Source organism: Micromonospora sp. NPDC048898 (assembly GCF_043198035.1).
GTDB lineage: Bacteria > Actinomycetota > Actinomycetes > Mycobacteriales > Micromonosporaceae > Micromonospora.
On record NZ_JBICUF010000007.1, the window covers coordinates 224,633 to 248,643 of the forward strand.

Here is a 24,011-nt window from a genome sequence, read left to right on the forward strand (position 1 = left end):
TAACTCCATGATCGACACTGACCAGCGCGGTGCGGGCATGGGGGCGGCGCGGGTGGGCGGGGTGGGCGGTTGGTCAGGGGTGGATGGTGGGGTGCGTGGGAGAGGGCCGGTGGGGGCGGTCGGCGTCGCGGAGGGCTGCGGTGCGGAGGGCCGCCAGTTGGCGTTCCACCTCGACGAACTGGTCCGCCGGCAACGGGCCCCGGTGCAGCGCGGCGGCGTTCTCCTCGACCTGGGCCACCGTACGGCAGCCGGGAATCGGGATGGTGCGACCGCTGCGGGCCCAGATCCAGCCCAGCGCCCCCTGGGCGAGGGTGCGCCCGTCGGCGGTGAGCGCCGCGCGAACCGCGCCGACCCGGCGCAGCCACTCTGGAGCCGGCCGGCCACCACGGAACCACTCCAACCAGCCGGGGGCCAACCCGCGTACGTCGTCGCGGGGCAGCACCGACCCGGCCGAGTACTTGCCGGTGAGCAGCCCCATCCCCAGCGGACCCCGGTTGACGCTGGCCAGGTCGTACTTGTCGCAGACGGCGAGCAGTTCCGGGGCGTCCCGCAGCACCGACAGGGTGTGCTGCACCGCGGTGGCGCCGGCCGCGGTGTGACCGAACACGGTGGCCCGGTCGGGGCGGTCGGTGCTCCATCCGTACGCCCGGATCAGGCCCTCGGTGACCAGGTCCTCGCAGGTCCCGATCAGTGCCTGCGCCCGCGGCACCGACAGGTCGGCCAGGTGCAGCTGGTAGAGGTCGATCCGGTCGGTGCCGAGCCGGCGCAGGGAAGCCGTCACGGCCCTCCGCAGGTACGCGGGTGACGCGTCCTCGCCGGTGGCCTGCCGGTTCGCCTCGTCGAAGGTGTAACCCCACTTGGTGGCGATCACCGCGTCGTCGCGGCGGCCGGCGAGCGCCCGGCCGAGGACCCGCTCACCGTGCCCGGCGCCGTACGTGTCGGCGGTGTCGAAGAGGGTGATGCCCAGATCGAGCGCCCGGCGTACCGCCCGCACCGACTCGTCGTCGTCGACCGCGCCCCAGCCCAGCGGTTGGGCGCCCTCCGCCCAGGGGCCGCCGATCGCCCAGCACCCCATGCCGAGGGCGCTGACCTCGATGCCGCTGCGCCCCAACGTCCGTGTCGTGACTGCCATCGGCCGATCGTGCCACCTCGGGAGGGCCGGGGCGTAGCAGATCCGGAGCCGGACACGCGGGTGCACGGCGACGGTCAGGGTGCGGCATGATCGGCGCCATGCGACGGCTGGGTGTGGACATCGGCGGCGTGCTCATCGAGCCGGCCGACGACGACGCGGACACGTCGTTCTTCGGCGCGCACTACCTGCGTACCCCTGCCGTCGCCGGGGCGTTCGACGCGCTCGCGGCGCTCGGTCCGGCGTTCGACGAGGTGCACCTGGTGTCCAAGTGCGGTACGTCCACCGAGCGGCGCACCCGGGAGTGGCTGGCCCACCACGACTTTCCGGCCCGCACCGGCATCGGAGTGCGGCGGGTGCACTTCTGCCGCACCCGACCGGACAAGGCACCGATCGCCCGACGACTCGGGCTGACCCACTTCGTGGACGACAAGCTGGAAGTGCTCGGCTATCTCGACTCGGTGCCGCACCGCTTCCTGTTCCGGCCCCGTCCGGCGGAGGTCGCCGCGCACGCCGCGCTGCTGCCCCGCGTACGCCGGGTGGAGACCTGGCCGGAGCTGACCGCGCTGCTGCGCGTCGACTAGCAGGCCCGGCGCGGACACCCGCGCGGTTGGACGCCGCGACCGGTGGTCAGGACGGCCAGGCGCGGGCGAGCAGGTCGCGGGTGTCGCCGAGCAGTTGCGGCAGGACCTTCGTCCGACCGATCACCGGCATGAAGTTGGCGTCGCCGCCCCACCGGGGCACCACGTGTTGGTGCAGGTGCGCGGCGATGCCGGCGCCGGCCACCCCGCCCTGGTTCATGCCCAGGTTGAAGCCGTGCGCGTTGCTCACCTTGCGGATCACCCGCATCGCGGTCTGGGTGTACGACGCCAACTCGGTCGTCTCCGGCACGTCGAGGTCGGTGTAGTCGGCCACGTGCCGGTAGGGGCAGACCAGCAGGTGCCCGGGATTGTACGGATAGAGGTTGAGCACCACGAAGACGTGCTCACCGCGGGCCACCACCAGGCTCTCCTCCGGCGGCAGGTTGGGTGCCCGGCAGAAGGGGCAGCCGGTGGGCTTCTCGTAGCCCTCGGCCGGGCGGTCCTCGCCGGATATGTAGGTCATCCGGTGCGGCGTCCAGAGCCGATCGAGGCCGTCCGTCATGCCGCCGGTGTCCGTGTGCCGTTCCGCCCCTGTCACGAGCCGATCCTACGGAGCCACCCGGTCGGGCCGCGACACCCGCCGTCGGGAAAACTCGTTGCCGCACATTCTTGACGGATGATCGCCAAAGCCTGAAGATTCCATCCATCCAAACGCATGCATGTATCGATGGAGGGCTTCATGATCCGACGGCTCGGCAGGCTCCTCGCGGCACTTGCGCTGACGGCCGCCACCACAGTGGCCGGCGTCACCCTCACCGCCGGCGCGGCCCAGGCGGACGGTTGCTACACCTGGGGTCGCACCCTGTCCCAGGGAGCGTCCGGCGAAGATGTCCGGCAACTCCAGATCCGAGTTGCCGGCTACCCCGGCTACGGTGCCGTGCTCACCATCGACGGCGCGTTCGGCCCAGCCACCCGTTCGGCGGTGATCCGCTTCCAACAGGCGTACGGCCTGTCCGCGGACGGCATCGCCGGCACGCAGACGTTCAACCGGCTCTACGCCCTGCAGGACAACGACTGCACGCCAGCCAACTTCAGCTACGCCGAGTTGAACAAGTGCAACAGCGACTGGTCCGGTGGCGCGGTCGCGGCGAGCACCGCGCGGGCCAACGCGCTCGTCTCGATGTGGAAACTCCAGGCCCTGCGGCACGCCCTCGGTGACGTGGCCATCTCGATCAGCAGCAGCTTCCGCAGCTACGCCTGCAACAGCGCGGTCGGCGGGGCGTCGAACAGCCGGCACCTGTACGGAGACGCGGTGGACCTGGTCGGGTCACCGTCGTTCTGCCGACTGGCGCAGCAGGCCCGCTACCACGGCTTCGGACAGATCCTCGGCCCTGGTTACCCGGACCACAACGACCACACCCACGTCGCGGCGGTCGGGGGCTGGTCGGCACCGAGCTGCGGCATCTGACCCGCAGACGCCGCCTCCGGGGAGGATCGCGCTCGAACATGGAAGTGGGGGGGGGGGCCCCCCCCCGGGGCCCCCCCCCCCCCCCCCCCCCCCCCCCCCCCGGCGGGCCCCCCCCCCCCCCCCCCCCCCCCCCCCACTTCCTGGATCGAGCACGATCATGCGGCAGGGCCCGGCACGACCGCGAAGGGCCAGGCACGCCCGCGCCCCAGCCGGCGCGCGTGTTACTCCGCGGCGGCCGAGGGGCCGACGTTGCTGCGGGAGTTGACCACGTCCAGGACGTGGGTCACCGCCTCGGCGATCGGCACCCCGTTGCGCTGGGAGCCGTCGCGGTAGCGGAAGGAGACCGTGCCGGCGGCCACGTCGTCGTCACCGGCGATCACCATGAACGGGATCTTCTGCTGCTGCGCCGTGCGGATCTTCTTCTGCATCCGGTCGTCACCCGCGTCCACCTGGGCCCGGACACCCTCGGCGCGCAGCGCCGCGACGAAACCGTGCAGATAGTCGGTGTGGTCCTCCCGGATCGGGATGCCCACCACCTGCACCGGCGCCAGCCAGGCCGGGAACGCGCCCGCGTAGTGCTCGGTGAGCACCCCGAAGAACCGCTCGATCGACCCGAACAGCGCCCGGTGGATCATGACGGGCCGTTGGCGGGTGCCGTCGGCGGCCTGGTATTCCAACCCGAACCGCTCCGGCTGGTTGAAGTCGACCTGGATGGTGGACATCTGCCAGGTCCGGCCGATGGCGTCGCGGGCCTGCACGGAGATCTTCGGCCCGTAGAACGCCGCGCCGCCCGGGTCGGGCACCAGGTCCAGGCCGGAGGTCGCGGCGGCGGTCCGCAGCGCCTCGGTGGCCTCGGCCCAGTCCTCCTCGGCGCCGATGAACTTGGGCGAGTCGTCGCGGGTCGACAGCTCCAGGTAGAAGTCGTCCAGGCCGTAGTCGCGCAGCAGGTCCAGCACGAAGCTGAGCAGCGTGGACAGCTCGCCGGCCATCTGCTCGCGGGTGCAGTAGATGTGCGAGTCGTCCTGGGTCAGGCCACGGACCCGGGTCAGGCCGTGCACGACACCGGACTTCTCGTACCGGTAGACAGTGCCGAATTCGAACATCCGCAGCGGCAGCTCCCGGTACGACCGCCCGCGCGACCTGAAGATCAGGTTGTGCATCGGGCAGTTCATCGCCTTGAGGTAGTAGTCCGCGCCCTCCAGCTGCATGGGCGGGAACATCGTGTCCGCGTAGTACGGCAGGTGACCGGAGGTCTGGAACAGCTGCGCCTTGGTGATGTGCGGCGTGTTGACGAACTCGTACCCCGCCGCCTCGTGCCGCTGACGGGAGTAGTGCTCCATCTCGCGGCGGATGATGCCGCCCTTGGGGTGGAAGACCGCCAGGCCGGAGCCGATCTCGTCGGGGAAGCTGAACAGGTCCAGGTCCGCGCCGAGCTTGCGGTGGTCGCGCCGGGCGGCCTCCTCCAACAGCTTCAGGTACGCCTTGAGCTCGTCGCGGGTCGGCCACGCGGTGCCGTACACCCGCTGTAGTTGGGGGTTCTTCTCCGACCCGCGCCAGTACGCGGCGGCCGAGCGCATCAGCTTGAACGCGCCGATCAGGCGGGTGGTCGGCAGGTGTGGGCCCCGGCACAGGTCCGACCAGCAGACCTTGTCCTCCTTGGCGTCGAGGTTGTCGTAGATGGTCAGCTCGCCGCCGCCCACCTCCATCACCTCGTCGGTGTCCAGGCCCTCGCCCTTGACCTCGATCAACTCCAGCTTGAACGGCTCGTCGGCCAGCTCGGCGCGCGCCTCGTCCAGGCTGCCGAAACGGCGGCGACGGAACCGCTGGCCGGACTTGATGATCTCCTGCATGCGCTTCTCAAGCTTGCTGAGGTCATCGGGCTGGAACGGCTTGTCGACGTCGAAGTCGTAGTAGAAGCCGTTCTCGATGGGCGGGCCGATGCCCAGCTTGGCCTCGGGGAAGATGTCCTGCACGGCCTGGGCGAGCACGTGCGCGGTGGAGTGGCGCAGCACGGTGAGCCCGTCGGGCGAGTCCAGGCTGACCGGCTCGACGACGGTCTCCTCGGCCGGCGACCAGTCCAGGTCGCGCAGCTGACCCTGCGGGTCGCGGACCACGACGATCGCCTTGGGGCCGTTCGCGGGCAGTCCGGCCGCGGCCACCGCGTCGGCCGCCGTGGTCCCGGCGGCGACGACGACGGGGTCGGCCACGGCGGGGGTACGGGGTGCGGACACGGTGACTCCTCCAAGTGGTACGAAACGGTGCCGATCCTCGGCTCCTGCCGATGCTATCGGTCCACCCACCCACGGTCGGGAACGGCACCTTCCTGTCGGTTGGCGTTGAACCTTTCGGGCCCCGGAGCCGAACTAGAGGGTGTGGTCGGAAACCGGTGCCGGTCGCGTCGACAGGGATGGGGGCACAAGATGGCGAGCACGCACGGCGGTGGACGTCGGCGGCGGATCGGGGCGGTGACCGCGCTGGCCGCGGCCGGGTTGCTGCTCTGGCCCGGTACGGCGCAGGCCGTGGACGTGACGACCACCCCGAGCGAGGCACGGCAGGGCGACGCCGTACGTCTGGAGTTCACCGTGCCGGAGGAGCGGGCCGGCACGAGGACCAACCAGATCGAGGTGCGGTTGCCCGCCGGCGCGCCGATCGCCGAGGTCTACCCGATGTCGGTGAACGGTTGGGCACCCAAGATCAGCTCCCGCACGCTGGACAAGCCGGTGGCCGGTATCCACTCCTCCGGGGTGAGCACGGTGACCACGGCGGTGACCTGGGTCCGGGTCGGCGAGAGCGACCCGGGGCCGGCCCGGCTGGCGCTGTCCATGGGCCCGATGCCGCAGGCGGAGCGGCTCACCTTCGAGGTCGTCCAGACGTACGCCGATGGCACGGTGGTCCGGTGGGCGGACGCCGCCGGTCCGCACCGGGCCCCGGCGCTCAACCTGCTGCCGGCGGCACCCGGTGCGGCGGGTCCGGTCGCCCACGGCGGGCACGGCGGCCCGGCCGCCGGCGCGCCAGCCGCCGCGGACAGCGGTGTCGACGCCCCGGCCGCCGATGCGGGCGGCGCCGACGAGGAGTCCGGCAACGCCGACGGGATGCTGGCCGCCGGCCTGCTGGCCGGGCTGGGCGGCGGTGCGGCGATCGGCTGGCTGGTCAGCCGGTGGCGCCGACGCGACCCGGCCGAGGCCACCGCGCTCGCCGAGGTCACCGGCGGCCCCGACGAGGACGAGGCCGCCACCCTCGCCGAGATCACCGGCCGCGCGGACGACACCGCGACGCCCCCCGACCGGATTCCGGCCGACGCGACGCCCGCCGACCCCCAGCCCGCCAACCCGCAGCCCGCCGTGTCCGCGGCCTCGCGGTAATCCACGCCGCTTCCGCCACCTCGCGGTGACCCACTCCGGTTTCAGAAACCCGTGGCATCCCTGCCGTGCGGATGCCCCGAGTTGCAGAAAGCCGAGTTGACCTTGGGCAGGGCAGCCCGACGCACGCGGATCGCAGCCCGGCCAACACCGACACAGCCCGGCCGGGGCAGACACAGCCCGGCACGGGCGGTCAGGCTGCCCAGGTGGGTAGCGGTTCGCGGGCGGACAGCCACGACTCGGGTACGCCGCCGGGGGTGCCGACACCCGTGTACGCGGCCACGATCGCCCCGGCGATGGCGGCGGTGGTGTCCAGGTCACCACCGGCCTGGACGCAGCGCTGGATCGTCGCTGGATAGTCGTCGAGGTGGGTGGCGGCCACCCAGAGGGTGAAGCCGACGGTGTCCTGGGCGGTCACCCGGGAGCCGTTGCCGAGTTCCGCCACCACCCGATCCAGTGGCCGACCGAGCAGCGCCGCCGCCCGGTTGACACTCCGGTGTACCTCGGTGCCCGGGTCCAGCCTGGCGGCGATCCCGGCGAGCAGCCGTTCCGGGGTCGGCCGGTGCCCGTCGAGGCGGGCCCGGGCGGCCAGCGCGGCGGCGACGGCCACCGCGACCGCCCCGGCGATTCCCTCCGGGTGCGCGTGCGTCACCTCGGCGGAGGCTCGGGCCTGCGCCGCGGCACGCGCGGTCGAGTCGGCGAAGTACGCGCCCAGCGGACCGACCCGCATCGCCGCGCCGTTGCCGCAGGAGCCCTGGCCGTCGAAGGCGGAGGCGGCGGCCAGCGGCCACGGGGTGCCGGTGCGGATCAGCCGCAGGATCGACATCGCGCCGACGCCGTAGCCCCGGCGCGGAGAACACCGCCCGGCGAAGGCGAGGGCCAGCCGGTCGGGGTTGATGCCGCCGGAGTGGGCCAGCTCGGCGAAGACCGAGCAGGCCATCTCGGTGTCGTCGGTCCACTCCCAGGGGGCCGGCGGCAGTACGCCCCCGGCGAGATCCGGGGGCGCCGCCCTCGGCAGGAAGAACTGTGCGCCGAGCGCGTCGCCGGTGGAGAGACCGGCGAGGCTGTCCCGGGCGAGCGCCAGGCGGGCATCGACGAACAGGGTGAACGACATCGTCGTACCAGCTTGCCCGCTCGCCAGGCACGTCGCAACGCGATCAACTTGCCAGGCCAAGTACGGTCTTGTCGTGGCCTCCGTGCTCCTGGTCGAAGACGATCACGTCGTACGCGGCGCGATGCTGCGGTCCCTCACCGACCGGGGGCATGCCGTGCACGCCGTGGGTACGGCGCTGGACGCGTTGCGCCGGGTCGCCGCGGAGACACCCGACCTGGTGGTGCTCGACCTGGGCCTGCCGGACCTGGACGGCTCGGACGCGCTGCGGATGCTGCGCGGCATCACCGATGTCCCGATCATCATCGCCACCGCCCGGGACGACGAGCAGTCGGTGGTCAAGCTGTTGCGTGCCGGCGCGGACGACTACATGGTCAAGCCGTTCACCGGGGCGCACCTGGACGCGCGGATCACCACCGTCCTGCGCCGGGCCGGACGGGCCAGTCGGACGGTGCAGCCGGCGGTGCACAGCGTCGGCGGGCTCCGGGTGGACGTGGGCGAGCGCAGCGCCCAACTCGACGGGGAGCCGCTGGCGCTGACCCGTAAGGAATTCGACCTGCTGGCGTATCTCGCCGCACGACCCGGGCGGGTAGTGTCCCGCCGGGAACTCTTGGAGGAGGTATGGCGGCAGCCATCGGTCGGCGAGGATCAGACCATCGACGTTCACCTGTACTGGCTCCGCAGAAAGATGGGCGAGTCCGCGGCGAAGCCGCGCTACCTGCGCACCGTGCGGGGGGTCGGGTTCCGGCTGGTGGCACCGGACTGAGGACGGCGCTGGCCCTGCTCACGGCCGGCATGTGCAGCCTCGTCGCGCTCGCGTTCCTGATTCCGCTCGGGCTGAGCCTGCGGGAGCAGAGCCGGGACGAGGCGATCGCCGACGCGGCCCGGCGCAGCGCGCTGGTGACCGGCGCGCTGGCGGTGAGCACCGACCCGGCGGTGGTCGAGCGGGCCGTGGTGGCGAGCGCCGAGGGCGCACCGACCCGGCCCGTCGTACACGGCCTGGGGCTGGACGAGTCCGCTGGTCGGGCCAGCGGCGGCGACCTGGACCGGGCCCGTGCCGACCGGCGGTCGCTGGTCGTCGACGTGGACGGGGGCGTGGTCCGGCTCGACCCGGTCGTCCTCGGTGACCGCACGGCCGTGGTCGAGGTGTTCCTCCCGGACTCGACGCTGGGCGAGGGTGCCGGCGGCACCTGGCTGCTGCTGTTCGCGGTCGGGGCGGCGATGGCCGGCGCGGCGGTGCTGGTGGTCGACCGGGTCGCCGCCCGCGCGGTGGACTCGACCCGAGGTCTGGTCCAGGCCGCGCTGTCCATCGGCGACGGCGACCTCGGCGTACGCGTCGAGCCGACCGGTCCGCGCGAGTTGGCCGAGGCCGGGTACGCCTTCAACCGGATGGCCGACCGGCTGGACGCGGCCCGCACCGACGAGCGGGAGTTGGTGGCCGACCTGTCGCATCGTCTGCGTACCCCGTTGACCGTGCTGCGGTTGGACGCGGAGGCCCTGGAGTCCGACGACACGAGCGTGGGTTCGTTCAGCCCGGCGGAGCTGGACCGGCTTCGCGGCATCCGGCGGATCCGACAGGCGATCGTCACCCTGGAGGGTGAGATCGACGTGTTGATCAAGACGACCCGCAAGTCGGTGGCGCACGAGACCGGGCCGGCGATGTGCGACGTCAGCGAGGTGGTCCGGGATCGGATGGTGTTCTGGGCGGCCCTCGCTGGCGACCAGAACCGGCCACACCGGGTCAACGGCGCGCAACTGCGCATCCCCGCGCCGGTGCCCCGGGCCGAGTTGGCCGCCGCGCTGGACGCGGTGATCGGCAACGTCTTCCGCTACACCCCGCAGGGCACCGCGTTCGAGGTGGCGGTGTCCCGGCGCGACGGTTACGTGGCGATCCGGATCGACGACGCCGGTCCCGGCATCGCCAACCCGGACCGGGCGCTGCGCCGGGGCGCCAGTGACCAGGGCTCGACAGGTCTCGGCCTGGACATCGCCAAGCGGGTGGCGTTGCAGGCCAACGGGTCGGTGAGCATCGACCGCGCCCGGCTGGGCGGGGCCAGCGTGGTGATGCTGCTCGCCGATCCGGAGGCGACGCCGCGGCAGGTCAGCCGCTTCGGTCTGGTCGGACGGATGGCCCGCGACGCCCGGGACACGAAGGCCGCCGGACGTCGGTGGCCGCGCCAGCGTCCCACCGACGACTGACCGGGTTGTGGGCCGTCGCAAGTCTTCCTTAGATCGCGGTTAACGAGCGGGCTGGACCGGCCGCTGACTGACAGGATCAGAGCACGAACCCACCAGTTTCACCGGCCGAGCGGACACGCGCCCACGACCGGTGAAGCCGCGCGCGCGGCGGGAGTCACAGGTCCCCCCACACCAACGCTCCCGCCGCGCGCCCTGCTCCCTACGCGATCGCACCGCGACGGGCCCGGCGGGCTCAGCCGGCGGCGGGCTCAGCCGGCGGCGGCGAGGTACGCGTCGATCTCGGCCACGATCCGCTGCTTGCCGGCGGGGTCGAGGAAGGACACGGCCACCGCGTTGCGGGCCAGCCCGGCCAGCCCTTTGGCGCCGACCCCGAGCAGACGGGCCGCCACCGCGTACTCGTCGTCGAGGGTCGTGCCGAACATCGGCGGGTCGTCGGAGTTGATGGTGACCAGGAGCCCGGCCTCGACCAGCCGGGGCAGCGGGTGCTCGTCGAGGGTGGCCACCGCCCGCGTGCGGATGTTCGACGTCGGGCAGATCTCCATGCCGATCTGCCGCTCGGCCAGGTACGTGAGCAGCTCCGGGTCCTGGGCGGCGGAGATGCCGTGCCCGATGCGCTCGGCACCCAGCTCGTTGAGCGCGTCCCAGATCGTCTGCGGCCCGGTGGTCTCCCCCGCGTGCGGGACCGAGTGCAGCCCGGCGGCGCGGGCCTGGTCGAAGTAGGGCCGGAACTGCGGCCGGGGTACGCCGATCTCCGGGCCACCCAGACCGAAGCTGACCAGCCCCTCCGGGCGCTCCTCCAGCGCGATGCGCAGCGTCTCCTCCGCCGCGGGCACGCCCGCCTCGCCGGGGATGTCGAAGCACCACCGCAGGTCGAGGCCGAAGTCGGCCAGGGCACGCTTGCGGGCGTCCTCGATCGCCTCGCAGAACGCCGGCGCGGGGATGCCCCGACGCACGTGCGAGTACGGGGTGATGGTCAGCTCCGCGTACCGGACCTGTTGGCGGGCCAACTCCCGGGCCACCTCGTGGGTGAGGAGCCAGACGTCCTCCGGGTCGCGGATGAGGTCCACCACGCTGAGGTACACCTCGACGAAGTGCGCGAAGTCGCGGAACTCGAAGTAGGTGGCGAGCGCCTCCGGGTCGGCCGGCACGGGGGTGCGTCCCTCGTGGCGGGCGGCCAGCTCGGCGACGATCCGGGGCGAGGCGGAGCCGACGTGGTGCACGTGCAGCTCCACCTTCGGCAGGCCGGCGATGAAGGCGGACAGGTCGGTCACGGGCTCTCCTCTGCTCGGTCGCCGGTGCGGGCGACGACGAAGACGCGGCGGAACGGGAAGTACACCTGACCCTGCCGCACGGGGTAGGCGGCGCTGAGGCGTACCCCCAGTTCGGCCCGGAAGGCCGACCAGCCGGCGTCGTCCAGCGCGGCCCGGACCGGGCGCAGCGCGGTGCCCTCCATCCAGGCCAGCACCGGATGCTCCCCGCCGGGGAGGGCTGGCAGCAGGTGCACGTAGGTAGTCTCCCAGGCGTCCACCGCACAGCCGGCGGCGGTCAGCAGCGCCGCGTAGTCGGCCGGGTCGTCGACCGGGTCGGCGCGCAGCAGCGGGGCGACGTCGGCCCGCCAGGTCGGCTGGTCGGCGACCGCCCGCAGCGCGCGATGCGATTCGGCGGCGAAGTTGCCGGGGACCTGCACGGCGAGCCACGTCCCGGCGGGCAGCTGGGCGGCCCAGCGGCGCAGCAGCTCCTGGTGCCCGGGCACCCACTGGAGTGCGGCGTTGCTGACCACCACGTCCTCGTCGCCGGCCGGCTGCCAGTCGCGCAGGTCGGCGACGGCGAAGTCGACGGGAGCGCCGAGGGCGGCGGCCTGGTCGATCATCTCGGGCGAGGAGTCCAAGCCGCGCACCCGGCTCGTCGGCCAGCGCTCGGCGAGGGTGGCGGTGAGCTGGCCGGGGCCGCAGCCGAGGTCGACCACCGCCCGGGGGTGCTCGACCGGAATCCGCGCGACCAGGTCGTGGAACGGCCGGGATCGTTGGTCGCCGTAGCGCAGGTAGGTCGTCGGGTCCCACATCACTGCCTCCCAAACCGTACGTCCGTCTTGCAAAGGTACGGCTCGCCTGGCCGCGTGGCAACCCGATCACTAGGCTCGGGGCATGGAACAGCGCAGCTTCAACCGGCTCGGCCGGACCGTCGGGGCGGTCGGCCTGGGCGCCTGGCAACTCGGTGCGGACTGGGGCACCGTCAGCGAGGACGACGCGATGGCGGTGCTCACCGCCGCCGTGGACTCCGGAGTCACCTTCCTCGACACCGCCGACGTGTACGGCGACGGTCGCAGCGAGCAGCTGATCGGCCGCTTCCTGCGGTCCCGGCCGGACGCCGGGCTGACCGTCGCCACCAAGATGGGTCGCCGCGTCGAGCAGCGGCCAGAGGCGTACACCCTGGACAACTTCCGGCAGTGGACCGACAGGTCCCGGGCCAACCTCGGCATGGACACCCTGGACCTGGTCCAGCTGCACTGCCCGCCCACCGAGGTCTTCTCCTCCGACGAGGTCTTCGACGGCCTGGACACCCTCGTCGCCGAGAAGGCCATCGCCGGGTACGGGGTCAGCGTCGAGACCTGCGACCAGGCCCTCACCGCCATCGCCCGACCGGGGGTGGCGAGCGTGCAGATCATCCTCAACGCGGTCCGGCACAAGCCCCTCGAACGTGTCCTGCCGGCAGCCGCGGCGGCCGGAGTGGGCATCATCGCCCGGGTGCCGCTGGCCAGTGGCCTGCTCTCCGGCCGCTACGACGAGCACACCGAGTTCCCCGCCGACGACCACCGCAACTACAACCGGCACGGCGCGGCCTTCGACGTCGGGGAGACGTTCTCCGGAGTCGACTACGAGCGGGGTCTGGCCGCCGTACGCCGGCTGGCCCCCCTCGTCGACGCGGACCGCACGATGGCGCAGTTCGCACTGCGCTGGGTGCTGGACCAGGCGGGCGTCACAGTCGTCATCCCCGGGGCCCGCGACGCCGACCAGGCCCGGCGCAACGCCGCGACGGCGGCCCTCTCGCCGCTCACCGAGGGCCAACTGACCGCCGTACGCGAGATCTACGACGAGCTGATCCGCCCGCAGGTGCACGACCGGTGGTGACTCGCGCACCCGGGGTGCTCGCGTCGCGTCGCCCGACCGGCGATGCTGGGAGGCGACGCGCGGGCGGCGGAGAGGGGACGCGATGAGGGGCTGGCTTGCGCTCACACTCGGCCTGTTGGCCGTCGTGATCGGTGCGGTGTGGACGGTGCAGGGCCTCGGCTACGTCAGCGGCAGCGTCATGACCGACAAGAAGATCTGGGCGGTGATCGGCCCGCTCGTGGCGCTGGCCGGGCTGGTCGTGCTCTGGTTCGGCCTGCGCTCACGCCGCCGTAACTGACCCGCCGGTCCACACTGGCGCCCGACCCGCCATGAGCGAAGCCCCGCATCCCGGACGGGATGCGGGGCTTCGCGACGACCCTGGCCGGGTCATCCCACTGGCCGGCGGACCGGCCGTCTCACTCAGATGGGACGGACCTGCTCGGCCTGCGGGCCCTTCTGACCCTGTGCAATCTCGAACTCCACCCGCTGGTTCTCCTCCAGCGAGCGGTAGCCGCTGGTCTGGATGGCCGAGAAGTGGACGAACACGTCAGCACCCCCACCATCGACGGTGATGAAGCCGAAGCCCTTGTCAGCGTTGAACCACTTCACGGTTCCCTGAGCCATGTGTATCTCCTTCTAACAACTGGTGGCCGTGCACGCCGTGCGGCCGATTGGCCGTTTTCGAGCAGCGGCGTCTGAGGCGGCCCCACGAAGGAGACTTCTCTCAACCCACGCCATCTCGCAACAGCGTGGACCAGCAAATCACGTACGCAAAAAGTCTGTCACGACCCCTGGAACGAATTTCTCCGACATGTGACCTGACGGATGCCTGAGATCCGCTGGGCGGCGTCCGATGTCATGCGAAAGCCCCCTTCCCATCGATGCGGGGAGGGGGCTGAAGTCGCAGGCGATCAGTCTGGCCAACTGCCGGTCATCCGTCGGACGCCGACCGCGCCACCGCGGTCCACAGCAGCCCGGACCACGGCGAAGATGGCGCCCTGCAACGCCGCGGCGGCCAGCACCTCACCCCAGCCGCGATCCTCGTCCGTCGCGCTGGGCGCCTCACCGTCGCCCGCGGTGACCTTCCAGACCTGCCGGAAGATCGCACCCGCCACCGCGCCTGCGGCGATACCCAACAACACGCCGACCGGCCGGTACGCGACCCTGCCGATGCTCTTGCTCACCTACGCCTCCCCCGCACGATCATCAGCACCACCACGGTGGCCACCGCACCGGCCGCGATGGCCGCCCACGGCACCGGGTTGCGGCGCACCAACTCACCCTTGTCGTACGCCTGCGCGCGCACCATCCCACCCTTTTCGTACGCCTGCGCCCGCGCCATACCGGCACCACGCGCGGCCTGCCCGCGGACCCGAGCGACGGTCTGCGCCGCCTGCTCCCGCATCCGCTCCTTGGCCTGCTCGGCGGACTCCTTGAGACGCGCCTTGACGTCGGCCTTGGCGGCCAACGCCTCCATCGTCTCGCCCAGCTCGACCCGGGTGCGACGGATCTCCTCGCGGAGGGCCTCCGTGTCGCCGGTCCCGTTGCCGGTCATTGCCGCCCCCTGTCCTTCACCGCGGCGGTGACGGTGTCCACGTCGGCCCGGAGGCTGCGGACCGTGGCCGCCGGCACCGGCGGGACGGCCCGACTGACCTGCTTCTTGCCCACCAGGGCGAGAACACCGGCCACCAGGAAACAGGCCACCGCCACGATCAGCGCGGCGGCCCAGGCGGGCAGCACCAGGTCGAGCAGCAGGATCGCCGTGGCGACCAGCGCGCCCAGGCCGAAGAACGCCAGCGCGCCACCGCCGCCGAACAGGCCGATCCCGATGCCCGCGTGCTTGCCCTTCTGGGTCAACTCCGCCCGGGCCAGCGCCAGTTCGTCCCGAATGAGCCGGGAGACCTGCTCGGTGGCCCGCTGCACCAACTCGGCGGTGGAGGGCTCGCTCCCGTTGTGGGATGTGCGGGCGTTCGCCACGTCAGCCATGCTGTCCTCCTTTCCCTATCACCGCGCTGTATGCCCGGAGTTGCCGCTCGTCAATCCTAAAACGCGGCGAGCGGCCCACCGTTCCCGTTGTCGGAACGCCGCGCCGAAGGTTCGGCTCTCCGGCGATCACGCCAGAGACGTCCGGCAGCACATCCCCCACCCAAGCCCGAACAAACCTCCCACCCGAACCCCACCGAGCTGCTGATCATGAGGTTATTGCCCCGACACGCCGAGGCGGCGAGCAATAACCTCATGATCAGCGGGGTGGGTCAGGCGGCACACACCTCGACACACTCCCTAGGTGCGGGATTCTTCGGGGCCCACGAACGCTTCGCTGCGGGCGTCGCCGTCGTCGCTGCCGCCGAAGACGCGGGCGTCGTCGGGTGCCTCGGTGTCGGACAGGCGGCGGGCCGGCCGCCGCGGCTGCACCCACTGCCAGGGCAGGTTGCTGTTGGCGTCGCCCAGCTCGGTACGCAGCCGGGGCATCACCGTCGGGCGGTTGTCCCGGATCCAGGCCACCAGGTGCTCGCGCACGAGGCAGCGCAGGTCCCACAGACTGCCCGCGTCGGCGGCGCTGACCAGGGCACGCATCCGCACCATCCCCCCGGTGGCGTCGGTGACCTGCAGGACGCAGACCCGCCCGTCCCACAGCTCGGTGCCCTCGACCAGGCGGCGCAGCTCCTCCCGCATGGTCTGCACCGGCACCGACCAGTCCACGTCGAACTCGGCGGTGCCGAGCACCGCCGACTCGGTCCGGGTCCAGTTCTGGAACGGCTTGCTGGTGAAGTACGAGGTGGGCAGGATCAACCGCCGGTCGTCCCAGATCTGCACCACGACGTAGCTGAGGGTCAGCTCCTCGATCCGACCCCACTCCCCCTCGACGACGACCACGTCGTCGAGTCGGACGGCGTCGCTGAAGGCGAGCTGAAGGCCGGCGAAGACGTTGCCGAGCAGGCTCTGCGCGGCGAGCGCGGCCACCACACCGACCACACCGGCCGAGGTCAGCACACCGGCCCCGATGCCCCGCACGCTCGGGAAGGTCATCAGCATCACGCCGACGGTCAGGATGACGATCACCGCGATGGTCAGGCGACGCAGCATCACCACCTGGGTCCGGACCCGCCGGGCGTGCCGGTTGTCGGGCACGTCGACCCGGAACCGGGCCAGCGCGGTGTCCTCGACGACCACCAGCAGCGCGGCGACCAGCCAGGCGGTGGTGGCGATGACGGCCAGGATGAGCAGGTGCAGCAGCAGTCGGCGCCAACTCTCGCCAACCGCGTACCCGGTGCTGAACCGGACGGCGAACTGCACGGCCAGGACCGTCCCGGCCACCTGGAACGGGCGGTGCGCATGGTCGGTCAACTCGGTCAACAACTGGGATCGGCGGCCGAACCGCCGGGTCAGCCGGTGGACGACCTCGACCAGGAACAGGGCGACCGCCGCCGCGACGAGCGCGGCGACGGTCGTTTCGAGATAATTCTGCACGGTTTCGGTGCTCCCCTTCGACAGGGCGTCGGGCACTTCGGGCAAAAGCCCAAGAGTGCCCGACGTTCCTGGAATCGACCAGCTCAGACCTTGCGGTACCGGGACTGGAGGAAGCAGAAGACACCGAAGGCGGCGATGCCCAGGGCGACCAGGGTCAGCAGGAACACGCCGTACGACTGCTCGCGCAGCAGGTGCAGCGCGGCGTCCAGACCACGGGCCTTCTCCGGGTCGTAGTTCACCGCCGCCACGATGACCAGCAGACCGGCGATGCCGTACGCGACGCCCTTGGCGATGTATCCGGCCATGCCCAGCCGACGGGCCAGCGTCCGGGTCTTGGCGCTCATCTCGCCGGTCTTCAGGTGCTTCTCGAACCGCTTGACGGCCCCGTAGATGACCAGGCCGACACCGATCGCGGCGAGCACCAGCCCGGCCAGGCCGACCAGCCAGCGGCCGCCGCTGGAGGTCATCAGCTTGCCGGTCAGGGCCTCCTGCTGGTCGGCGCTGTTCGAGCCGACATCCTTGAAGACCTTGAAGGCGGTCCAGGCGAAGTAGAGGTAGACGATGGTCCGGCCGGCCGAGGCGAGCCGTTCGATGACCCGTTCCCTGCCGCGCTCGGCGCGGTGCCCGACCGCCGCCTCCAACGCCTGCCAGATCGCCATGGCGAGCAGGCCGACCGCGGTGGCGATGACCAGGAACTTGCCCAGGGGCTGTGCGGAGAGGGTGCGCAGCGCGCCGGACTGGTCGCCGTCGTCGGACGACGTGCCGAACGCGATCTGCAACGCCAACCAGGCGAAGAGGAGGTGGACGATGCCGTAGCCGATGAAGCCGGCCCGGGCGAGAACTTCCAGCCACCGGCTGTCCGCCGTACGGGAGGCGGTGGCTTCGGCGCTACGGGTGAGTGACATGGCGTCACAATCTCCGATTCTGGAGATCCCCAAACGTCCTGCCGCCACCGCCCGCCCAGGTCAACTGCCCGGGTTGCGGGCCACGCGGATCTTGACCTGCTGGTCGGTGACGCTGTCCAGGGTGACGGCGAAGCCGCCGGCCTCGGCAGCCTGCTGCCCGGTGGTGAGGGTGAGCTGCTCACCGGCGACCTCGACGGTCACCTGGTCGCCCTCGGCGCCGACCAGTTTGGCCTCGACGCCCAGGATGGTGGCGCTCGCGTCGACACCCCGTTCGAAGGTGACGGTGCAGGCGTCCAGACCGCAGTCGGTCGAGGCGCCCTGCGAGCTGCAACCGGCGAGCACGGCGAGGCCGAGCGCCAGACCGGCGAAGAGACCGGCGGCGCGGCGGGCGGGGGGAATGGGCATGCTGGCGGGTCGGTTCGTCACCCCGCCAAGAGTACGAGACGTCCGCGACACCCTCACCCGATGGTGATCCACCGCCGGCCGACCAGGGCACCAGGAGCACCGGATAGGGTCCGGGACATGCCGTTCGACATCGCCCGCACCCGGGCCGCCTACCCCGCCCTGACCGAGGGTTTCGTGCACTTCGACGGGGCCGGTGGCACCCAGACCGCGGCCGGCGTGATCGACGCGGTCACCGACGCCATGCGGACGGCGGTCGGCAACCGCAGCACCGCCAACGTGCCGGGCCGCCGGTCGTTGGAGCTGGTGGCCGAGGCCCGCGCGGCGGTGGCCGACCTGCTCGGCGCCGACCCGGCCGGGGTGGTGCTGGGCCCGAGTGCCACCGCGCTGACGTACACCCTGGCCCGCACGCTCGGCGCGACCTGGCGCCCGGGTGACGAGGTGGTGGTGTCCCGGCTCGACCACGACGCGAACGTCCGCCCGTGGGTGCAGGCCGCCGAGGCGGCCGGCGCGACCGTGCGCTGGGCCGAGGTCGACCGGCAGACCGGCGAGCTGCCCGCGGCCCAGTACACCGACCTGGTCGGTGAGCGGACCCGACTTGTCGCGGTGACCGCCGGCAGCAACGCCATCGGCACCAGGCCGGACGTGCCGGCGATCGCCAAGATCGCCCACGCGGTCGGCGCGCTGGTCTGCGTCGACGGGGTGCACTCGGTCCCGCACGGGCCGACCGACCTGAGCGCGCTCGGTGCCGACGTGCTGGTCACCAGCGCGTACAAGTGGTCCGGGCCGCACCTGGCGGCGATGGTGGCCGACCCGGCCCGCTGGGCGGCGCTGCGCCCGGCGAAGCTGGTGCCGTCCTCCGACGCGGTGCCGGACCGGTTCGAGTACGGCACGCCGAGCTTCCCGCTGCTGGCCGGTGTGAGCGCGGCGGTGGACCACCTGGCGGGCCTGGACCCGGACGCGGTCGGCGACCGGCGTACGCGGCTGCGGGCCGGGCTGGCCGCCGCCCAGGCGCACGAGGCGGCGCTGCTGGACCGGCTGCTCGCCGGGCTGGCGCGGCGGCCGGCGATCACCGTGTACGGCTCGCCGGCCCGGCGCTGCCCGACTGTCTCGTTCCGGGTCGCCGGGATGTCGCCGACGTCCGCCCAGGAGGCGTTGGGCGCTGCCGGGTTCTGCCTGTCCGTCGGCGACTACTACGCCTACGAGTACTTCCAGCTGATGGGTCTGCGCGACAGCGGCGGTGCGGTGCGGGCGAGCATCTACCACTACAACACCGTCGACGAGGTGGACCTGTTGCTCGGCGAACTGGACGCGCTTGTCGACGGCGCGGGGAGAATGGCCGGATGAGCACCCTGGTCGAGGACAACCCGGCGAAGCACCGCTTCGAGATCCTGGTGGACGACGCGTTGGCCGGCTTCACCGCGTACCTGATGCGTGGGGAGGTTCTGGTCTTCACGCACACGGAGGTGGACCGGGACTTTCAGGGCAAGGGGGTGGGCGGGGCGTTGCTCCGGGGCACCCTGGACGAGGTCCGTGCCCGGGGCGCGACAGTGGTGCCGCAGTGCCCGTTCATGGCGGCGTTCATCGACAAGCCCGAGTACGCCGACCTGGTCGCCGACCTCGGGTAGGGCCGCCCGGCCGGTCAGCGGGCGCCGGTGAGCACCTCGGCGGCGGCCCGGCCGCTGGCCCGGGTGGCACCGTGGGTGGCCAGGTGCACCGCCCCGGTGACCACCTCGGGCACGCCCAGCTCGACCACCACCGCGTCCGGTCGAGCGGCGAGAGCCCGTCGCACGGCGGCGCGCATCCAGTCGTGCCGGTGCAGGTCCCGGACCACCAGGACCAGCGGGCGGGCCCCCGCCCCGGCGCCCGGGTCGGCCGGCACGTCGGGTTCGGCGTAGCGGACGGTGCTCGTGCCGGGCAGCAACTCGCCCAGCGGCGCGCCGATGCCCCACGGGGTCTCCGCGCCGATGGCGATGTTGCGCAGCGGCTCGAACTCGACGACGTACGCCGCGCGGGTCAACGGCAGCGCCTTAGTCGCGGTCCGGGCGGCGGTGACCCGAACGGCCCGACGGGCGGCGACGAGCCCGACGTCGGCGGCACCACGCGCTCCGGCCGATCCGGCGGTGCGCGCGGCCATCGTCCAGGCGGCGAGTTGACCGACGCGCTTGGCGGCCTCGGCGAGGCGTTCCTCGGGCAGTTCCCCGGAGACGACGGCGGCCACGACGGCGTCGCGCAGCTCCAGGGCCGACTGCTCGTCGGCCCGTTCGCCGCCGATGCAGATGGCGTCGGCGCCGGCGGCGAGGGCGCGGACCGTCGCACCGGCGAAGCCGTACCGGTCGGCGACCGCGCGCATCTCCACCGCGTCGGTCACCACCACCCCGGAGAAGCCCATCTCGTCGCGGAGCAGGCCACCCAGGATGCGCTGACTCAGCGTCGCCGGCAGGTGCGGGTCGAGCGCGGGCACCAGCAGGTGGCCGGTCATCACCGCCTGCACCCCGGCCGCGACGGCGGCCCGGAACGGAACCAGCTCGCAGGTGTCCAGCCGGTCCCGGTCGGCGGTGATGCGGGGCAGGTCGTGGTGGGAGTCGACACGGGTGTCGCCGTGCCCGGGGAAGTGCTTGGCGCAGGCCGCCACGCCACCGGCCTGGAGCCCGCGCACCCAGGCTGCGGTGTGCCGGGCGACCAGTGCCGGGTCGGCGCCGAACGAGCGGACGCCGATCACCGGGTTCGCCGGATTGGAGTTGACGTCGGCGTCCGGTGCGTAGTTGAGGGTGACGCCCGCCTCGGCCAGCTCGACGCCGAGGTCCCGGGCGACGGCCTCGGTCAGCTCGGGGTCGTCGACCACGCCGAGGGCGAAGTTGCCGGGCCGGGAGCTGCCCCGGACCGACTCCAGTCGGGTGACGTCGCCGGCCTCCTCGTCGATCGCCACGATGACGTCCGGGCGCTCGGCGCGCAGTGTCGCGGTGAGAGCGGCCACCTGCTCGGGGTCGACGACGTTGCGGGCGAAGAGCACCACCGAGCCGAGGCCCGCACCGAGCCAGCGGCACACCCAGGGTGGCGGGGTGGTGCCGACGAACCCGGGCTGGAGGACGGCGGCGGCGAGGGCCGGAAGGTGCCCGCTGGGTGTGGTCACGCCACCCCCTCCTGGCACTCGGCCTCGGTCACCGGTGTCGGTGCACCCCCGTCGACCCGCTGGTTGCGCTCGCTCATGCGGCCCCCGTACCCCATCTCTCGCGCGCCGTCGGCGCACCGCCACCGGCAGGCGGTCATGCCATGGTCACACCGAGCGATTCAATAGTCAATAAACCTTACAGTTGCCCGGCGGCCCGCTCGGCGGGAGAGTGCGGGGATGGACCCCGCCCTGCTGGCCGACGCGACGAGCCCGGCCGACATCCCCGGTGTACGCCTGCTCGGCCTGGTGGTCGGCGCCCTGCTGCTGCTCGCCGCGATCCGGGCGATGTTCGGTCGACGCTGAACGCTTCCGGCCCGGCGCGCGGGGGTGTGACCGACCCCGACCGGGGTACGGCTTTCCCATCAGCAGGTCCGCGCGCCGAAGGGAAAGCGATGAAGATCGGATATTTTCTGTCCAGTGAGGAGTTCACGCCGGCCGAGCTGCTGGAACAGGCACGTGGTGCCGAACGGGCCGGCTTCGAGGCGCTGTGGATCTCCGACCACTACCACCCCTGGGTGGACGCACAGGGCCAGAGTCCCTTCGTCTGGTCGATGATCGGCGCGCTCAGCCAGGTCTGCTCGCTGCCGGTGACCACCGCGGTGACCTGCCCGACCGTGCGGATCCACCCGGCCGTGATCGCCCAGGCGGCGGCCACCAGCGCGGTGCTGCACGGCGGGCGTTTCGTGCTCGGCGTCGGCACCGGCGAGGCCCTCAACGAGCACATCTTCGGCGATGCCTGGCCGCACGCCGACGTCCGGCTGGAGATGCTGGAGGAGGCCGTCGAGGTGCTGCGCGAGCTGTGGGGCGGCGGCTTCGTCAACCACCGCGGCAAGCACTACACCGTGGAGAACGCCCGGATCTACACGCTGCCCGACACGCCACCGTCGATCTACGTCTCCGGCTTCGGCCCGAAGGCCATCGACCTGGCCGCCCGGATCGGCGACGGCTACGTGAGCACCATGCCCGACGGCGACATGGTCCGGCGCTTCCGCGAGAACGGCGGCGGCGACAAGCCGTGCCAGGCCGGCTTCAAGGCGGCGTACGCCGACAGCGAGGACGAGGGCACGCGCATCGCGTACGAGCGCTGGCCCAACGCCGGGGTGCCGGGCGAGTTGTCCCAGGTGCTGCCCTCACCGCGACACTTCGAGCAGGCCGCCGAGCTGGTCGAGCCGGAGATGGTGAGGAAGGCGTTCGTCTGCGGCAACAGCGTCGACGCCCACCTGGAGATGATCGACAGGTACGCCAAGGCCGGCTTCGACGAGGTCTACGTCGCCAACACCGGCCCGCACCACCAGGGGCTGTTCGACCTCTACCAGCGCGAGGTCCTGCCCCGGCTGCGCTGAGACCGGAATCAGCCGAGCCGGCCATCGAGGGCATGGACGGTGCCCTGCCCATGATCGTCCGGATGCGTTTCGGCGGTCATGGGCTCGGGTACCTCCGGCCCTCGATGAAACTGTCCACGCACTCGATGACGTTGCGCCGCGCGGCCCGCAGCCTTTTCGGCTGGAAGGCGCTGCGGCCCAACCAACTGGCCGCCATGCGCGCGGTGATGAAGCGACGTGACGCCCTGGTGGTGTTGCCCACCGGTGCCGGCAAGTCGGCCATCTACCAGATTCCGGCCAGCCTGATCCCCGGCCCCACCGTGGTGATCTCCCCGCTGCTGGCCCTCCAACAGGACCAGATCGCCTCGCTCAACGAGCGGCAACGCCCGGAGCTGCGGGCGGTGCGGATCAGCTCGAACGAGTCGCCCACCCAGCAGGCCCAGGCGATCACCGAGATCCGCGAGGGCCGGGCGGAGTTCCTGTTCATCACTCCGGAGCAGCTGAGCAACCCGGCCCGGATGGCCGAGGTCGCCGCGCTGGGGCCGGCGCTGGTGGCGATCGACGAGGCGCACTGCATCTCGGCCTGGGGGCACGACTTCCGGCCGGACTACCTGGCGCTCGGGCACCTGATCGAGGGCATCGGCCGACCGCCGGTGGTCGCCCTGACCGCCACCGCCTCCCCGCCGGTACGCGACGACATCATCGCCCGGCTGCGGCTGCGCGACCCGGAGGTGGTGGTCTCCGGACTGGATCGGCCCAACCTGTTCGTCGAGGTGACGCACTGCCCCGACGAGGACTACCGGTGGCGGCGCCTGATGACGATGCTGCGCGACGAGGGGCGGCCGGGCATCATCTACGTGCCGACCCGCCGCGCCGCCGAGGAACTGGCCACCCGGTTGACCGACGCCGGCTTCCCGGCGCAGTTCTACCACGGCGGCATGCCCGCCGGAGCCCGCGCGGAGCTGCACGAGGCGTTCCTCGCCGACGAGGTCCCCATCATGGTGGCGACCTCGGCGTTCGGCATGGGCATCGACAAGCCGAACATCGCCTGGGTGGTGCACACGGCACTGCCGGACTCGCCGGACAGCTACTTCCAGGAGATCGGCCGGGCCGGGCGCGACGGGCAACCGGCCCGGGTGCTGCTGCTCTGGCGGGCCGAGGACGTGGGCCTGCAACGCTTCTTCAGCGGCGGCCTGCCGGACACCGAGGAACTGCGCGACCTGGCCGCGCTGCTGCGGCGCAAGCCGGCCACCAAGACCGAGCTGCGCGAGACCACCGGCCTCGGGCCGCGCAAGCTGGGCCAGTATCTCTCCCTGCTGGAGCAGGTCGGGGCGGCCGAGCCGCGGGCCCGGCAGCGCATCGGCGCGCCCCGCTACTCCCCCAACCCGACCGAGGCCGCGGCGGCGGCGCTGGCGGAGGCGGAGCGCCAGCAGACGGTGACCCGGTCCCGCACCGACATGATGCGGGCCTTCGCCGAGACCAGCGCCTGCCGGGGGCAGACCCTGCTGGCCTACTTCGGTGAGCAGATGGCCGAGGTCTGCGGGCACTGCGACAACTGCCACGCCGGCACCAGTGTCGCCGACCAGGGCGCGGTCGGGCCGTTCCCGGTGCACGGCCAGGTGCGTCACCCGGAGTGGGGGCGCGGCATGGTGCTCTCCTACGAGGACGACAAGATGACGATTCTCTTCGATGAGGTCGGGTACAAGACGTTGTCGGTGCGCGTGGTATCCGAACAGGGCCTGCTGACCCTGGACTAGCCTGACCCGGGCACCGGTGCGGGGCCCG

At 72.3% G+C, this 24,011-nt stretch carries 26 protein-coding genes; 12 read left to right on the top strand and 14 right to left on the bottom strand.

The window, feature by feature from the left end; genetic code table 11:
* Positions 1-73 precede the first annotated feature (73 nt).
* Positions 74-1,132: an aldo/keto reductase gene (locus ACGFIQ_RS20710; RefSeq protein WP_393245817.1), complete on the bottom strand. Its 1,059-nt coding sequence runs from the start codon at positions 1,130-1,132 to the stop codon at positions 74-76.
* Positions 1,133-1,218: 86 nt separating this feature from the next.
* Between ACGFIQ_RS20710 and ACGFIQ_RS20715 the strand changes: the two genes are divergently transcribed.
* Positions 1,219-1,713, top strand: coding sequence for a hypothetical protein (locus ACGFIQ_RS20715; RefSeq protein ID WP_393245819.1), 495 nt, complete (start codon positions 1,219-1,221; stop codon positions 1,711-1,713).
* A gap of 46 nt (positions 1,714-1,759) precedes the next feature.
* On the opposite strand, the gene ACGFIQ_RS20720 is transcribed toward ACGFIQ_RS20715, so the two are convergent.
* The gene (locus tag ACGFIQ_RS20720; protein ID WP_393246028.1) at positions 1,760-2,272 is read right to left on the bottom strand and encodes an HIT family protein; all 513 of its coding nucleotides are present in this window, start codon (positions 2,270-2,272) and stop codon (positions 1,760-1,762) included.
* Positions 2,273-2,449: 177 nt separating this feature from the next.
* On the opposite strand from ACGFIQ_RS20720, the gene ACGFIQ_RS20725 reads away from it, so the two are divergent.
* The gene (locus ACGFIQ_RS20725; protein ID WP_393245822.1) at positions 2,450-3,178 is read left to right on the top strand and encodes a D-Ala-D-Ala carboxypeptidase family metallohydrolase; all 729 of its coding nucleotides are present in this window, start codon (positions 2,450-2,452) and stop codon (positions 3,176-3,178) included.
* 221 nt (positions 3,179-3,399) lie between these two features.
* On the opposite strand, the gene thrS is transcribed toward ACGFIQ_RS20725, so the two are convergent.
* Positions 3,400-5,409: a threonine--tRNA ligase gene (thrS, locus tag ACGFIQ_RS20730; protein WP_393245824.1), complete on the bottom strand. Its 2,010-nt coding sequence runs from the start codon at positions 5,407-5,409 to the stop codon at positions 3,400-3,402.
* Between the two features lie 189 nt (positions 5,410-5,598).
* Between thrS and ACGFIQ_RS20735 the strand changes: the two genes are divergently transcribed.
* Positions 5,599-6,540: a DUF1775 domain-containing protein gene (locus tag ACGFIQ_RS20735; protein WP_393245826.1), complete on the top strand. Its 942-nt coding sequence runs from the start codon at positions 5,599-5,601 to the stop codon at positions 6,538-6,540.
* A 190-nt stretch (positions 6,541-6,730) separates the two neighbouring features.
* Here the strand turns inward: ACGFIQ_RS20735 and ACGFIQ_RS20740 are convergent, their stop codons facing one another.
* Positions 6,731-7,651 carry an ADP-ribosylglycohydrolase family protein gene (locus ACGFIQ_RS20740; RefSeq protein ID WP_393245828.1) on the bottom strand — a complete coding sequence of 307 codons (921 nt, stop codon included), beginning with the start codon at positions 7,649-7,651 and terminating at the stop codon, positions 6,731-6,733.
* Between the two features lie 73 nt (positions 7,652-7,724).
* On the opposite strand from ACGFIQ_RS20740, the gene ACGFIQ_RS20745 reads away from it, so the two are divergent.
* Together ACGFIQ_RS20745 and ACGFIQ_RS20750 are read left to right on the top strand one after the other, a co-directional pair.
* Positions 7,725-8,414 (top strand): response regulator transcription factor, encoded by a 690-nt coding sequence (locus ACGFIQ_RS20745; protein WP_030489108.1) that lies wholly within the window; start codon positions 7,725-7,727, stop codon positions 8,412-8,414.
* 29 nt (positions 8,415-8,443) lie between these two features.
* The gene (locus ACGFIQ_RS20750; protein WP_393245831.1) at positions 8,444-9,847 is read left to right on the top strand and encodes an ATP-binding protein; all 1,404 of its coding nucleotides are present in this window, start codon (positions 8,444-8,446) and stop codon (positions 9,845-9,847) included.
* A 248-nt stretch (positions 9,848-10,095) separates the two neighbouring features.
* On the opposite strand, the gene ACGFIQ_RS20755 is transcribed toward ACGFIQ_RS20750, so the two are convergent.
* The gene (locus ACGFIQ_RS20755) at positions 10,096-11,118 is read right to left on the bottom strand and encodes an adenosine deaminase (protein WP_393245833.1); all 1,023 of its coding nucleotides are present in this window, start codon (positions 11,116-11,118) and stop codon (positions 10,096-10,098) included.
* Complete coding sequence (locus tag ACGFIQ_RS20760) at positions 11,115-11,909, bottom strand: trans-aconitate 2-methyltransferase (RefSeq protein WP_393245835.1); 795 nt, start codon at positions 11,907-11,909, stop codon at positions 11,115-11,117. Before ACGFIQ_RS20760 ends, ACGFIQ_RS20755 begins: the two co-directional genes overlap by 4 nt.
* A gap of 82 nt (positions 11,910-11,991) precedes the next feature.
* Here ACGFIQ_RS20760 and ACGFIQ_RS20765 point away from each other — a divergent pair, with 82 nt between their 5' ends.
* Together ACGFIQ_RS20765 and ACGFIQ_RS20770 are read left to right on the top strand one after the other, a co-directional pair.
* A complete protein-coding gene (locus ACGFIQ_RS20765) occupies positions 11,992-12,975 on the top strand; it encodes an aldo/keto reductase (protein ID WP_393245837.1) in 984 nt (327 codons plus the stop codon).
* 82 nt (positions 12,976-13,057) lie between these two features.
* Positions 13,058-13,252, top strand: coding sequence for a hypothetical protein (locus tag ACGFIQ_RS20770; protein ID WP_393245839.1), 195 nt, complete (start codon positions 13,058-13,060; stop codon positions 13,250-13,252).
* A gap of 122 nt (positions 13,253-13,374) precedes the next feature.
* On the opposite strand, the gene ACGFIQ_RS20775 is transcribed toward ACGFIQ_RS20770, so the two are convergent.
* The 7 genes from ACGFIQ_RS20775 to ACGFIQ_RS20805 form a co-directional block, all read right to left on the bottom strand.
* Positions 13,375-13,578 (bottom strand): cold-shock protein, encoded by a 204-nt coding sequence (locus ACGFIQ_RS20775; protein ID WP_030338233.1) that lies wholly within the window; start codon positions 13,576-13,578, stop codon positions 13,375-13,377.
* Between the two features lie 287 nt (positions 13,579-13,865).
* Positions 13,866-14,138, bottom strand: a complete 273-nt coding sequence (locus tag ACGFIQ_RS20780) for a DUF4235 domain-containing protein (protein ID WP_393245841.1) — start codon at positions 14,136-14,138, stop codon at positions 13,866-13,868.
* The gene (locus tag ACGFIQ_RS20785) at positions 14,135-14,509 is read right to left on the bottom strand and encodes a DUF3618 domain-containing protein (RefSeq protein ID WP_393245843.1); all 375 of its coding nucleotides are present in this window, start codon (positions 14,507-14,509) and stop codon (positions 14,135-14,137) included. The genes ACGFIQ_RS20780 and ACGFIQ_RS20785 overlap by 4 nt, the downstream gene beginning before the upstream one ends.
* Positions 14,506-14,940, bottom strand: coding sequence for a phage holin family protein (locus ACGFIQ_RS20790; protein WP_357069109.1), 435 nt, complete (start codon positions 14,938-14,940; stop codon positions 14,506-14,508). The genes ACGFIQ_RS20785 and ACGFIQ_RS20790 overlap by 4 nt, the downstream gene beginning before the upstream one ends.
* A gap of 297 nt (positions 14,941-15,237) precedes the next feature.
* On the bottom strand, positions 15,238-16,425 hold the full coding sequence (locus tag ACGFIQ_RS20795; protein ID WP_393245846.1) for a mechanosensitive ion channel family protein: 1,188 nt from the start codon (positions 16,423-16,425) through the stop codon (positions 15,238-15,240).
* 83 nt (positions 16,426-16,508) lie between these two features.
* Positions 16,509-17,330: a DUF1206 domain-containing protein gene (locus ACGFIQ_RS20800; protein ID WP_393245848.1), complete on the bottom strand. Its 822-nt coding sequence runs from the start codon at positions 17,328-17,330 to the stop codon at positions 16,509-16,511.
* A gap of 60 nt (positions 17,331-17,390) precedes the next feature.
* Positions 17,391-17,756: a hypothetical protein gene (locus ACGFIQ_RS20805; RefSeq protein ID WP_393245850.1), complete on the bottom strand. Its 366-nt coding sequence runs from the start codon at positions 17,754-17,756 to the stop codon at positions 17,391-17,393.
* Between the two features lie 96 nt (positions 17,757-17,852).
* On the opposite strand from ACGFIQ_RS20805, the gene ACGFIQ_RS20810 reads away from it, so the two are divergent.
* Together ACGFIQ_RS20810 and ACGFIQ_RS20815 are read left to right on the top strand one after the other, a co-directional pair.
* Positions 17,853-19,079, top strand: a complete 1,227-nt coding sequence (locus ACGFIQ_RS20810; RefSeq protein WP_393245852.1) for a cysteine desulfurase-like protein — start codon at positions 17,853-17,855, stop codon at positions 19,077-19,079.
* Positions 19,076-19,360 (top strand): GNAT family N-acetyltransferase, encoded by a 285-nt coding sequence (locus ACGFIQ_RS20815; protein WP_393245854.1) that lies wholly within the window; start codon positions 19,076-19,078, stop codon positions 19,358-19,360. The genes ACGFIQ_RS20810 and ACGFIQ_RS20815 overlap by 4 nt, the downstream gene beginning before the upstream one ends.
* 14 nt (positions 19,361-19,374) lie before the next feature.
* On the opposite strand, the gene ACGFIQ_RS20820 is transcribed toward ACGFIQ_RS20815, so the two are convergent.
* A complete protein-coding gene (locus ACGFIQ_RS20820) occupies positions 19,375-20,865 on the bottom strand; it encodes a glycoside hydrolase family 3 protein (RefSeq protein ID WP_393245856.1) in 1,491 nt (496 codons plus the stop codon).
* A 216-nt stretch (positions 20,866-21,081) separates the two neighbouring features.
* On the opposite strand from ACGFIQ_RS20820, the gene ACGFIQ_RS20825 reads away from it, so the two are divergent.
* The 3 genes from ACGFIQ_RS20825 to ACGFIQ_RS20835 all read left to right on the top strand — a co-directional run bounded on the left by ACGFIQ_RS20825 (position 21,082) and on the right by ACGFIQ_RS20835 (position 23,983).
* Complete coding sequence (locus tag ACGFIQ_RS20825) at positions 21,082-21,207, top strand: hypothetical protein (RefSeq protein WP_255421242.1); 126 nt, start codon at positions 21,082-21,084, stop codon at positions 21,205-21,207.
* 89 nt (positions 21,208-21,296) lie between these two features.
* A complete protein-coding gene (locus tag ACGFIQ_RS20830) occupies positions 21,297-22,247 on the top strand; it encodes a TIGR03557 family F420-dependent LLM class oxidoreductase (protein WP_393245858.1) in 951 nt (316 codons plus the stop codon).
* Between the two features lie 104 nt (positions 22,248-22,351).
* The gene (locus tag ACGFIQ_RS20835; RefSeq protein ID WP_393246030.1) at positions 22,352-23,983 is read left to right on the top strand and encodes a RecQ family ATP-dependent DNA helicase; all 1,632 of its coding nucleotides are present in this window, start codon (positions 22,352-22,354) and stop codon (positions 23,981-23,983) included.
* Positions 23,984-24,011 lie beyond the last annotated feature (28 nt).